Origin of the sequence: Anaerobutyricum hallii DSM 3353 (assembly GCF_000173975.1) — a bacterium.
Taxonomy (GTDB): Bacteria; Bacillota; Clostridia; order Lachnospirales; family Lachnospiraceae; genus Anaerobutyricum; species Anaerobutyricum hallii.
The window spans coordinates 1-12,384 of sequence record NZ_ACEP01000138.1 but is presented as its reverse complement, the minus strand read 5'-3'; the positions used below and the strand labels follow the sequence as shown (position 1 = coordinate 12,384).

Annotated in this window: 10 protein-coding genes; 1 reads left to right on the top strand and 9 read right to left on the bottom strand. The window is 38.1% G+C overall.

The features are described from left to right. Positions 1 to 104: 104 nt before the first annotated feature. Both ppk1 and yqeB read right to left on the bottom strand, forming a co-directional pair. Positions 105 to 2,150, bottom strand: a complete 2,046-nt coding sequence (gene ppk1 / locus EUBHAL_RS12825) for a polyphosphate kinase 1 (protein WP_005350682.1) — start codon at positions 2,148 to 2,150, stop codon at positions 105 to 107. Positions 2,151 to 2,322: 172 nt separating this feature from the next. Next, positions 2,323 to 3,135 carry a selenium-dependent molybdenum cofactor biosynthesis protein YqeB gene (yqeB, locus tag EUBHAL_RS12820; RefSeq protein WP_005350681.1) on the bottom strand — a complete coding sequence of 271 codons (813 nt, stop codon included), beginning with the start codon at positions 3,133 to 3,135 and terminating at the stop codon, positions 2,323 to 2,325. Positions 3,136 to 3,435: 300 nt separating this feature from the next. Between yqeB and yqeC the strand changes: the two genes are divergently transcribed. Further along, complete coding sequence (gene yqeC, locus EUBHAL_RS12815; RefSeq protein ID WP_005350680.1) at positions 3,436 to 4,263, top strand: selenium cofactor biosynthesis protein YqeC; 828 nt, start codon at positions 3,436 to 3,438, stop codon at positions 4,261 to 4,263. 536 nt (positions 4,264 to 4,799) lie between these two features. Here yqeC and EUBHAL_RS12810 read toward each other — a convergent pair. From EUBHAL_RS12810 to rny, 7 genes are all read right to left on the bottom strand, one after another. Continuing rightward, positions 4,800 to 5,423 carry a xanthine phosphoribosyltransferase gene (locus EUBHAL_RS12810; RefSeq protein ID WP_022170613.1) on the bottom strand — a complete coding sequence of 208 codons (624 nt, stop codon included), beginning with the start codon at positions 5,421 to 5,423 and terminating at the stop codon, positions 4,800 to 4,802. 5 nt (positions 5,424 to 5,428) lie between these two features. Beyond that, on the bottom strand, positions 5,429 to 6,067 hold the full coding sequence (locus tag EUBHAL_RS12805; protein ID WP_005350677.1) for a nucleotidyltransferase family protein: 639 nt from the start codon (positions 6,065 to 6,067) through the stop codon (positions 5,429 to 5,431). Positions 6,068 to 6,071: 4 nt separating this feature from the next. After that, entirely contained in the window at positions 6,072 to 8,366 is a 2,295-nt protein-coding gene (locus EUBHAL_RS12800; protein ID WP_005350676.1) for a xanthine dehydrogenase family protein molybdopterin-binding subunit, read from the bottom strand. Between the two features lie 8 nt (positions 8,367 to 8,374). Next, on the bottom strand, positions 8,375 to 8,827 hold the full coding sequence (locus EUBHAL_RS12795) for a (2Fe-2S)-binding protein (protein WP_005350674.1): 453 nt from the start codon (positions 8,825 to 8,827) through the stop codon (positions 8,375 to 8,377). Between the two features lie 4 nt (positions 8,828 to 8,831). After that, entirely contained in the window at positions 8,832 to 9,617 is a 786-nt protein-coding gene (locus tag EUBHAL_RS12790) for an FAD binding domain-containing protein (RefSeq protein WP_044923509.1), read from the bottom strand. Between the two features lie 119 nt (positions 9,618 to 9,736). After that, entirely contained in the window at positions 9,737 to 10,336 is a 600-nt protein-coding gene (locus EUBHAL_RS12785; protein WP_005350670.1) for a hypothetical protein, read from the bottom strand. A 202-nt stretch (positions 10,337 to 10,538) separates the two neighbouring features. Continuing rightward, positions 10,539 to 12,089, bottom strand: a complete 1,551-nt coding sequence (rny, locus tag EUBHAL_RS12780) for a ribonuclease Y (protein WP_005350661.1) — start codon at positions 12,087 to 12,089, stop codon at positions 10,539 to 10,541. Positions 12,090 to 12,384: the final 295 nt, after the last annotated feature.

Genomic DNA, 12,384 nt, shown 5'->3' with positions numbered 1-12,384 from the left:
TTGTTGGATGTGAGCGCATAAAGCAAACATTCAACACACCGCGACTAAAATCACAAATATGCCTTATTGGGGGCAATGGCTTCGTCTGTAGTGTATCTAATGAATTAAATAGTAACTCTCATATATGCCTGCTCATAGAAAAATTCCTGCGAATTTAATGGAGTCTCCTGTGCCTCTGCAATTTCATAATTACCGCGGCTGTCCTCCTGTCTCGCTTTTTGGTTATCGCTTAACATCGTGATAAACATCTCTTCTAATTGCATCTTTAAATCTTTATCATAAATTGGCGTCGCAACTTCCACTCGTCTTAATGTATTTCTTGTCATAAAATCTGCAGAAGCTATGTAAACTTTTTCCCGCTCCTGTGTTCCAAAAATATAAATACGGGAATGCTCTAAAAAACGTCCGACAATGCTTCGAACCTGAATATTTTCCGTCTTACCTTTTACTCCCGGAATCAGGCAGCAAATTCCACGAATAACCATATCAATCTTTACTCCCGCCTGAGAAGCTTTAATAAGCTTATCAATAATCTTCTTATCGGTAAGAGAATTCATTTTAAGACCGATATACGCTTCTTTTTCCTCTTTTGCACAGGCAATTTCCTCATCAATCATTGATAATACTTTATTCTGAAGGCATCTTGGCGCAACAAGTAAATGCTGTACATTATCCACAGTTTCTTCCATAGATAATGCCTGAAATACCTTTGCTGCCTCAAGACCAATCTCCACATTAGCTGTCATAAGGGAAAGGTCTGTGTATAATCTTGCTGTCTTTTCGTTATAATTACCCGTTCCAATCTGTGTATAGTATTCTACCTGTCCTTCAGACTTTCTTGTAACAAGACATAACTTTGAATGTACCTTATATCCATCTAAACCATAAATCACACGACATCCTGCATCCTCAAGTCTTCTGGACCACTCAATATTATTTTCCTCGTCAAATCTTGCCTTTAACTCAACAAGCACAAGAACTTCCTTGCCATTTTCTGCCGCATCAATCAAATATTCCACAATCTTACTGTGCTTTGCAACACGGTATAACGTCATCTTGATAGAAATAACTTCTTTATCATTTGCTGCCTCTCTTAAGAAATTAAGAAATGGCTTCATGCTCTCATAAGGATAGGAAAGCAATTTATCTTTTTCCCTAATCTGTGGAAAAACAGGCTCACCGTCCCTAAACTGTGATGATTTCTGTGGCACTCTTTTCTCGTAAAATAATTCCGGAGTCTTTCTTAATGTATCCTGAATTTCAAACACAAAGGACAAGTCAAGCGGTGCCTGTACCTGAAATACATAATCAGAATCAAGCTCCAAATAATCACAGAGAACATCTACGATTTCTCCATCCATCTCTCTTGTAAGCTCTAAACGAACAGGTGCCAGCTTCTTTCTGCGCTTAATCAATTCTGCCATAAAATCTCTGTAATCAAGGTCTTCATCATATAATGCATCTGCGTCAATATCTGCATTTCTCGTCACACGAATCAAAGACTTTGCTTTAATATTATAACGCTTAAACACTTCTGGAATATAATGTAAAATCAATTCTTCTGCCAATATATAGGTTCCTGCTGTTGGCAGCTCAACCAAACGCTTAAATCCTGTGTTACTACATGGAATAATACCAAGCTTTTCCTTTCCACTTTTCGTCTGCAATACTACAACTGCATAAATTTCATTATTCTTTAAAAATGGAAATGGCTGTCTCTTTCCTACAATTGTCGGCGAAATAACTGGTGCAATCTCACTTAAAAAATATTTCTCAAGATACTCACTCTCTTTCTTTGAAATCTTACGAAAATCAACCAGTCTTACTCCATAGTCCTCAAGCTGACCCATAATCGCATCATAAACTGCATCCTTTCTGCGATTTAACTTCATTACTTGATGTAATACCTCTTCTATCTGCTCCTTTGCCGTCATTTTTGTTTTATTATCACGAATCTTACCTCCAAGCAACATCTGGTCAACTAAAGAACCAACGCGCACACGGAAAAATTCATCTAAATTACTCTGGTAAATAGAAGCAAATGTGAGTCGTTCACATAATGGTACTTTCTTATTTTCGGCCTCTTCTAATACTCTCTCATTAAACTTCAGCCAGGATAATTCCCTGTTCACATATACCTGTTGGCTCATTTACTATTTCCCTCCATAAAAATCTTATTGTATTTTTCATCTTCTTATTACATAACCGGGCTATAGTAACATAGGAAAGTAAAATCTGGCATTGAGCTTCCGTAAAATGAAAGTAAAATAACAATTCTGATTTGCCGCAGGCAAAGAGACGCTCTTTGAGGGCGGCAAATTACTATTTCAACAAATGCAATATCGCTTCTAATACTCCTCCCGCCACACATCTTGCCTTATCCGATATATGATAGCAGTTCTCCTGTTCCTTCACACGCGGGTCTACATCAGCAATTTTTAATCCTTTTTTTACATCATATCCCTCGCGAATCATACCACGAATCACTCCGCTTATGAGTGTCTTTACTGGTGTTCCTTCAATATCTGCAAGTATATCTCCTGCTTCCACGATTTCACCTATCTGTCTTAAAATGTGTAACTTTCCTGTAGCCGGTGCATGAATAACACGTTCTTTTGCATAACCTCCTATCATTCCGGGAATTCCAGTATTCGGAGCTGCTTCTCCCTCATAAATTACTCTGCCAAGATTGTGACCTCTTTGCGTTTCAATTACTGCGTCCACATCTTTTCCGGCACAAAATCCCGGTCCAACTCCGATAACTGCAGGGGCATCCGTTATCTTCGTTCCAAGATTTCTTTTTGCTAAAATAGCATCTACCACAACAGGCGGCTGTACTTCCTGTATCATACTTCCATTTTCATCAATCATTACGGGAATCTGTCCCTGTCCATAAATAGCAAATGCGTCCTCTAAGGATTCTGTTCTTTTGGCTGTTACTCCTTCCACCTCAACTTTTTTATCAAAAACTGCCTCACAAAAACTAATGGTTCGACGAATGCAGCTTGGATTCGCAATTTCAAGTACTAACACCGGAAAACGACTCTGATATAATTTATAAATTGTTCCTGTCGCAATATCTCCTCCACCACGAACAATAATTAAATTCTTTTTCCATTCTTCAAATGTATACATGCATTCTTCCTCTTTTTTTATCCTTATTAATCATTTTCTATTAAATTTCCTTTCGTAAAAAATTTAACAATTAAGTTGCCGAAATTTTTCATTTATTTCCCTGAAAATTTTACAAATATTTTGTTTCTAGTTTTTCTATGCTATAATCAGAATAAACTTACTTTTTATCAAAATTACAAAACGGTAATCAGACAACATTAACTATACTATTGAATAGAATCCCGGTCAAATATTTACTTTCAAATATTTGCACAAAATAGTAAAATATGAAGTTTCTTATTTTTTAAGGAGTTTTTTATTATGAACAAATATTTTTTTAACCACGACCTTTCTCCGCTGCTTGGTCTTGCTGACAGTCAAATTATCACTTTTATCGGGGGCGGGGGAAAAACTTCTCTTATGAATACTCTTGGAAAGGAATTTGCAAGCCACGGATATCCAACACTTCTCACAACTACAACGCATATTATGAAGCCAGATTTTCTTTCTGATGAATCTTATATTGAAAATGAGGATTTAGGACAATTAGCCAATATTTTCACTAATTTAAAAAAGAATACTCTGCCACTCGCCGCTTTAGGAATTCCTGAAAAAGTGGTAAACAGTAACGTAAAATGGCGAAGTCCTTCTTCGGATTTCTGCGAAAAAATCGCTGAATTTTCCAAAAAGTTTTCTACAAAAAATCCTTATAAATTTTTAAAAATCTTATGTGAAGGAGATGGTTCAAAAAGACTTCCTATCAAACTACCAAAGGATGGGGAACCCGTCTTTTTTCCAAAAACAGATACCGTAATCGGCGTAATCGGACTTTCCTGCCTCGGAAAACCAATAAAAGAAACACTTTTTCGTTACGAACTACTTCCGAATCTTACTTCTTTAGATAATTATTTTATAAAATCATTGCAGTCTGCAGACATCGTTACTACTGACTTTTTATACCGACTGTGCCTTTCCGAAAAAGGGCTTCGCAAAAATATTACTTCCCAGAAATTTTGTATCATCTTTAATCAGGCAGATATACTCGATGAAAAAGCACTCGCAGAAGTGATTACTTTAAGAAATCAACTACAAACTAAGGGAATTTGCTCTCATATCATATCTGTAAAAAACAACTATATCATAAACTAAATAGGAATTTACCGGGGTGAGTAAACAGACGAAGTCTAAGAATCAAATCATCTATATTTGTGCTTTTCGTCGCCACGAGAAGTCGTCTTCTAAGAAAAGGCCGACATGAAGAGTTATTGATTTTGACGACTTTGTGTTTTGTACAACTGAGTCAAAATCAATAACTCTTCATGTCGGCCTTTTCTAACATTTTATTATAGTCTCGTAGCTCCCAGACCACAAATATAGATGATTTGATTCTCGGACTTCTGTTTCCTGGCTGCCCGGGCAAATTAGTGGAAAGATTTGTGGAAGAAATCAGGAGGGATAGAAATAATCCGGGAAATCAAATCTTACAAGATTAACACACAATTAATAAGAAAAAGGAGTATATTATCGGTGAACTATTACCAATAATCCATTCTCAGCAAAAACAACTCCACCGAAAGCCAAAACATTCTGGCGATTCCTCAAATCATTCCAACAATAAATAGCAATTTTTCTCCCACAGCCAAAGCCAGCCCCCGAAGAGAGTCTCCCTTGCCTGCGGCAAATTCCTATTTATCCAGTAACTCTTTTTCGTCTACTCCCTCTAACACTGGAGCATCTTCTGGTAAGAATTCAATTACTCCCTTATCGAGACGGCCGATTCTTGCCTGAGAATAAACATAATATCCAGCATCTTCAAGTCTCTTTCTTCCTTTCTGGAAAGACTTTTCAATTAAGATTCCAATACCGGATAATTCTGCTCCGGATTCTTTTATGAGGCGGCTGGCTCCCATAGCGGCTTCTCCATTCGCAAGGAAGTCATCAATTAATAAAACCTTATCAGATGGATCAATGTAATCTTGATATAATGTCAGCTCATAGCTCGTTCCTTTTGTGAAAGAAGTTACTCTTGTCTGATATACCTTTCCATTTAAGATTTTGGAAGTCTGTTTCTTTAAAATAATCATAGGAACATCAAGATATTTTGCTGTCATTAATGCAGGGGCAATTCCTGAACTTTCGATTGTAAACACTTTTGTGATTCCGCAGTCTTTGAAATGCTCTGCGAAATCTTTTCCCAGAGCATCCATAAATTCAGAGTCTACCTGATGGTTGATAAAACTATCTACCTTTAATACAGTCTTTCCTAATGCTTTTCCATCTTTTTTAATTCTTTCTTCCAGTAATTTCACTTTTTTCACCTCATATTATGTTTATTATGTTCTTTTTCAAGATTTATTTTATCCTCTTTGTAATCCATATCTGATAACTCTTTTTCAGCTACATACACTTTATGTACCAGTTCAGGATGCTGCCTGGCAACCCGCTTTCCTCCCTTGTCTCCCGTGAGTGCCATAAGTTCATCAAATAGTTGTTTGGGAAATATTACGGGATTTCCCTCTCTTTTCTTTGTTACACACATATGGATACCTTCCGGATTTGTATAAAAGCTTTTAAAAAGCTCCTGCATACTTTCTTTTTGTAATAATGGCTGATCACAGACCATGAAACAGCATCCAGCATATTCTTCATAATCTTTTTGCTGCTTTAAATAGCGGATTCCCAAATGAATGGATTCAGAAATCCCCCGCTCTGGATGTGCGTTCCATACGATACTCATCGAAGGAACATTCTCCTTTACATACTGTATGACTGGCTCATATCTGGTTGCAATAATTTTCATTTCTGCCTGACAGGAAGCCACCAAATCTACTGTGTAAGTAAAAAGTGGTTTATCCAGAAAAGATTCTAATAATTTATTAGAACCAAATCTTTCGCTATAACCCGAGGCCATTATTATGATAGCAATTTTTTTATTCTGCGTGTTCTCTCCCATTCCTCTACGCTTCTTCTTTATCTAAAAGTCCCATCAGAACCTGTTCCGCTGTAATCGGAAGTGTGCGGAAACGAAGTCCTGTTGCATTATACACAGCATCTGCGATTGCCGGTGCCGGTGTATTGATTACGATTTCTCCGATGGACTTTGCACCAAATGGGCCTGTCTCTTCATAGCTGCTTTCAAATTCTACTTTGATGTTACCCATATCAAGACGTGTCGGAATCTTATAAGACATGAAGTTACGATTCTTCATCTTTCCGGCTTTTGTGTACTGCATATCTTCATAGAGTGTCATTCCAAGTCCCTGTACAAGACCACCTTCTGCCTGTATGCGGGCAAGATTCGTATTTATAACGGTTCCGCAGTCTACCGCAGCAACATAATTAATTGGAGTAATCTTTCCGGTTTCCAAATCTACTTCAATTTCGGCTGCTCCTGCCATAAATGGTGGTGGAGATACCGGAGAGGTATGTGATTCAGTAACCTCAATGATATGACCATTTCCCGCTTGTAAACTTGTAATTAAGTCAGACAGAGTCATATTATGCTCTGGATTATCATTCTCGCTGATAGTCTCTCCATCAAATTCAACTTCATTCTCCTTAAGGCCCATGATTGCCGCTGCCTCTTCACAGATTCTTTTCCGCATGGATTCACAGGCTTTTACAACCGCCATACCAGTAACATAAGTTGTACTTGAAGCATAAGAACCACTGTCATACGGAGACTGATCTGTGTCCACGCCCCGCACAATAATATCATCAAATTCACAGCCAAGACCATCGGCCGTCATCTGTGCAAGAATCGTATCACAGCCAGTTCCCATATCCGAACATCCAATCATAAGAGTATAGAATCCGTCATCATTTAATTTAAGCTGTACAGAACCGACATCAACACCACCGATTCCGGAGCCTTGCATCGCCATTGCCATTCCTACCGAGCGAACTGTATGCGGACCGGTCTTTACATATGGATACTTTTCATCCCAGCCAATCATTTCTTTTACTTTGGCCACGCATTTATCAAGATTGCAGGAATTTGTCACCTCTCCAAAATAGTTTGTTAAAAGGTCACCTTCCCGTACCATATTCATTTCACGAAGCTTAATCGGGTCTATGTCTAACTTATGCGCCAGTTCATTTACCGCAGATTCCACAGCAAAAATTCCCTGCGTTGCACCATAGCCACGGTATGCTCCCGCAGATAATACATTGGTATACACAACTTCTGTTTTAAAACGGAAGGCTTCCATCCTATAAAGGGATAAAGACTTTGTTCCAGACAAATCAACCGTGGTCGGGCCATGTTCCCCAAATGCACCTGTATTAGAAAGTGTTGATAAATCAATTCCACGGATTTTTCCGTTTTTATCTGCACCTAAACGAACATGCACCTGCATCTCATGACGTGGTGAACCCTGAATAAAACATTCTTCTCTCGTAAATACAAGCTTTGCCGGCTTGCCTGTCTTATAAGTGACAAAAGCTGGATAAATTTCCATTACTGCGGTTTGTTTTGCACCAAATCCACCACCAATCCGAGGTTTAACGACTCTGACTTTAGACTTTGGAATGTTAAGTCCTCGGGCAATAATTCGTCTGGCATGGAATGGAATCTGTGTGGAAGAGATGACCTTAATTCTTCCATAAATATCTATGGATGTAAAAGCACAAAATACTTCCATCATCGCCTGGCTTACTGCCTTTATGTGATACGTCTGATCAATAGTATAATCACATTCAGAAAGAACTTTGTCGATATCTCCGTTTCCTCTGCACTGAGAAGCACAGATATTTCTCTTTACATCATTGCCAATATCACTTTTTACGACGTAATTATCTTCTGGGTGAATAATAATCGGATTATCAATCGCCTTTGTAAAATCAAGCAATGGCTCTAATACTTTATATTTTACCTTGATTCTTTTCATTGCCTGACTGACACAGTTCTCATCCTTTCCCGCAATAATCGCAACTGGGTCACCATTATATCGAATATGCTGGTCAAGTATCAGACGGTCATCTGGACTTGGCTCAGGGAAAGTCTGTCCTGCCTGTGTATATCTCTTCTCCGGTACGTCTTTATAAGTAAAAACAGCCTCAATTCCAGGAACTTTTAATGCCGCTGCTGTTGAAATATCTTCAATCCATGCATGTGCATGAGGACTTCTAAGTAACTTCACCACCAGACAATCTGATGGGGCAATATCATCTGTGTATACCGGACGGCCAGAAAGAAGTACCTTTGCATCTTTCTTTACGATTCCTTTATTTACAAATCTGGTATTTTCCATCTTTCGCACTACTCCTCCACTCCAAAATATTTTGCAAGGGCGCGGTACTGTCCCTGATATCCTGTGCATCTGCATAAATTACCGGATAAATATTCCTTTATCTGCGCCATAGTCGGATTTGGAATCTCTCTTTTTAATGCTAATACATTCATGATCAAACCCGGACTGCAGTATCCGCACTGGTCAGCTCCTTCATTCGCCAGATAATCAGAAAATTCTGCTGCCTCTTCCTGCACACCCTCTAATGTCGTAATCTTATGTCCTGCAGCCCTTGCCGCTGGCACACTGCAGGAAAGAACTGGTTTCTCATCCATCCACACGGTACAAAGTCCACAGTTACCTGTATCACAGCCTCTTTTCATACTTTTATAACCCAGTCCTCTTAAAAAGTCTATCAGCATCTGATCTGGAGCGGTTTCTGCCTGAATCTTCTTTCCATTTATAAATAAATCTATTATCATCTGTCTATTCCTCCGTGAGCCGGGAAATACAACGGCCAATCAATACTTTTGATAACTGTTTTCTGTACTGCTCGCTTCCCCGGATGTTACTGCCATACTGAAGCTTTCCGATTACTCTTTTTGCATAATCTGCTACCTCTTCACTGGAAAATGCATCTGCTACCACTTCATCTACTACAACTTCCGCATGCTTTGGTCTTGCTCCAAGAACGGTTTCAAAGCCATCCTGTGTTTTTGCCACAGCACAGGTAATTGTTGGAAAATCTGTCTCTGTCATTCGAAAGCTTTCATATGCAGTCTTTCTACCGTCTTTTTTCACATAAAGATGTGTCAAAATATCATTATCTGTTGGTATATAAATAAATTCTCTTAATGGAACTTCACCTTTTTTATAAAGAATAACCTGTGTATCGCAGGCTAAAAATGCAGTCAGGACATCTGAAAATCCCAGCTTCGGAAAAATACTTCCGCCTATTGTCGCACAGTTTCTAAACTGCACCCCTACAATGTGACGAACTGCTTCTTTAAATAAATTCTGAAACTCTTTGTTCAGACCTTCATGCGTCTCAATATCATGTAAGGTTGCCATACAGCCTATCCGAAAGCCACCTTCATCCTCTTCTATCTTGTCTAATCCAAGCGAAGACAGGTCAATCGCATTAATAATATTTCTTCTTCCCATCTTCAGCCACAGGTTCCCTCCAATAATAATATTGTTTCTTCCTTTTTGGTTCAGTTCCCACGCCTGTTCGAGAGACTCTGCCATAATATAATTTCTTATTGTGTGCACTTTAACTCTCCTTTGTATTCATTTATCTGCCTATAAGAAAGAATCCTGTCCTACAGGATTCTGTGCTAATTAATTATTATACATGAAAATCTTTATATTTTCCATACCCGAACACAATCCTATGTAAAAATACCAAAAATCTTCTTTAATATAGCTGGACTGATATATGCCTCTATGTAACATCCCACAAAAAACAACCCTATTATAAGTAAAATTATGATAATCCTGTCTTTTAGTAATGTGTGTGTCCCCCGCCGTCCTCTTGAAATGACTGTATAGAAGTTTCCGATAGCTGCATTTCGAAACAGGTAAATATATACTATAACAAAAATCATTCCATAAAAAAAATATTGTGGAAATAAAAAGCATGTTCCACCAACTAAGCCTGTCCATCCATATTTTAATACCATTGCTGAAATCAATATTCCGGTAAATACAGAAACTCCATAATCAAACAGGCAAAACACTATATATGGTGAAAATAAAAATAAACCCACAAAAAATAGTAATAACTGTCGAAACCGCACAAATACTACATAGGAACAAAATATAGCTAAATCTATATTCTCAAGCATCTTCATATATTCTGTAAAATCAAGAAAATCAGAAACTTTAAATACCTGCATTTTTATTGTTATATTAAAAAAAAGTGTTCCTGTTATCAATCCTGCTATGTACAAAATTCCAAGAACTCTTTTTCCCTCAATAGTATAATACATAATGGCCTCCCTGCAAAGATATTTATAATAAATATATTCATGAGGAAGTATCTTATGATTTTTAATTTTAATCAACAGACTCCTTCGAAAGGCTACCTGCCTGCCAGAGCGTGTTTGTCTGTAATAAAAAAAGCAAAATTTCTTCTCAGAAATTTTGCTTTTATTTTAATCTGTATCAGCCCTCGCTTATAAGACTATTGTCTTACTTTGCGTAGTCAACTGCTCTCGATTCACGGATTACATTGACTTTAATCTGTCCTGGATAACTCAATTCACTTTCAATCTGTTTTGAAATATCCCGTGCTAATAAAATCATGTCGGAATCACTTACCTGTTCAGGAACTACCATAATTCGAATTTCTCTACCGGCCTGAATGGCAAAAGTCTTATCAACTCCCTTGAAGGAGTTAGCTATATCTTCCAACTGTTTTAATCTTGTCGTATAAGTTTCCAATGTCTCTCGTCTGGCACCTGGTCTTGCAGCAGAAATTGTATCTGCGGCCTGAACGATACAGGCAATCAGGCTTGTTGGTTCAACATCACCATGGTGAGATTCTACCGCATTAATTACAACAGGAGATTCTTTGTATTTCTTACACAAGTCCACACCTATTGAAATATGAGAGCCTTCCATTTCCTGATCAACAGCCTTGCCGATATCATGGAGTAAACCGGCTCTTTTTGCCAAACGTACATCTTCACCTATCTCTCCGGCTAATAAACCGGATAACTGGGCTACTTCGATGGAATGTTTCAATGCATTCTGTCCGTAGCTTGTTCGATATTTCATCTTACCAAGCAGACGAACCAATTCAGGACGGATTCCATGCACACCTACTTCTAAGAGTGCGGCTTCTCCTTCTTCCCTCATTGTCTGCTCTACTTCATTCTGTGCCTTTTCCACCATCTCTTCAATTCTTGCTGGATGAATTCTTCCATCAACAATTAACTTCTCAAGAGCAATTCTTGCCACTTCTCTGCGAACTGGGTCAAAACTTGATAAAATAACTGCTTCTGGAGTATCATCAATAATCAAATCAACTCCCGTTAATGTTTCCAAAGTACGGATATTACGGCCTTCACGACCAATAATACGTCCCTTCATCTCATCGTTCGGTAACTGAACTAAAGAAATTGTTGTCTCAGCTACATGGTCTGCCGCACACTTCTGGATTGCTGTTACGACATACTCTTTCGCCTTTTTGGATGCTTCTTCTTTGGCCCTAGTCTTCATCTCTTTGACCATGACCGCCATTTCCCTTTTTACGTCATCTTCGACAGTTTTAAGCAGATAATCTTTTGCTTGTTCAGAGGTTAAACCTGAAATTCTTTCCAGTTCCTGCAGACGTTTTTCGTGTAATTCTTCGACTTTTACCTTCTGCTTCTCGAGAGAACTTTCCTTGTGAGCAAGGGACTGTTCCTTCTTCTCTAATGCATCAGACTTACGATCGAGTGTTTCTTCTTTATTAAGAACACGTTTCTCGTATCTCTGAAGCTCCATTCTTCGTTCTCTACTCTCCTTCTCGAAGTCGTTCTTAGCTTTTAAAGATTCTTCCTTAGCCTCTAATAATGCCTCTCTCTTCTTCGCTTCGGCAGTCTTTAAAGCGTCATCAAGAATCTCTCTTGCCTTTTCTTCCGCACTTCCTACTTTCGCTTCTGAAACGCTCTTACGGTAAGCAATCGTTGCAAAAACAGAAATAACGGCAGTCAGAACAACTGCAATCAGGACAATAATCACAGCAATTGGTGACATATCTACAGGAGCACCTCCTTATTTAGTTTTCATTGTACAAAAGTACAACACTTAGATTCTATACTTATTTTGACAAAAAGTCAAGTATAATATGAATCTATTATAAAAACTGCACAGATTATTTGGTTGTTTTATCCTATATAATATTACTTATGCCAAAAATTTAAATATATTCAGGTTTTTCCTTGTTATCAGCAAGTATACTTTAATTTTTATGTTCTGCTGACGTAAACTTTGGCAAATTTATCCTATTTATATTCTATGTGACATCCTCCCCCACCTATAGAGGTTGGGG

Bases quoted from the DNA above. Each gene is read 5' to 3' on its own strand.
- ppk1 (WP_005350682.1), bottom strand. From the start codon at position 2,150: ATGAGCCAACAGGTATATGTGAACAGGGAATTATCCTGGCTGAAGTTT.
- yqeB (WP_005350681.1), bottom strand. From the start codon at position 3,135: ATGTATACATTTGAAGAATGGAAAAAGAATTTAATTATTGTTCGTGGT.
- yqeC (WP_005350680.1), top strand. From the start codon at position 3,436: ATGAACAAATATTTTTTTAACCACGACCTTTCTCCGCTGCTTGGTCTT.
- EUBHAL_RS12805 (WP_005350677.1), bottom strand. From the start codon at position 6,067: ATGGGAGAGAACACGCAGAATAAAAAAATTGCTATCATAATAATGGCC.
- EUBHAL_RS12800 (WP_005350676.1), bottom strand. From the start codon at position 8,366: ATGGAAAATACCAGATTTGTAAATAAAGGAATCGTAAAGAAAGATGCA.
- EUBHAL_RS12795 (WP_005350674.1), bottom strand. From the start codon at position 8,827: ATGATAATAGATTTATTTATAAATGGAAAGAAGATTCAGGCAGAAACC.
- EUBHAL_RS12785 (WP_005350670.1), bottom strand. From the start codon at position 10,336: ATGTATTATACTATTGAGGGAAAAAGAGTTCTTGGAATTTTGTACATA.
- rny (WP_005350661.1), bottom strand. From the start codon at position 12,089: ATGTCACCAATTGCTGTGATTATTGTCCTGATTGCAGTTGTTCTGACT.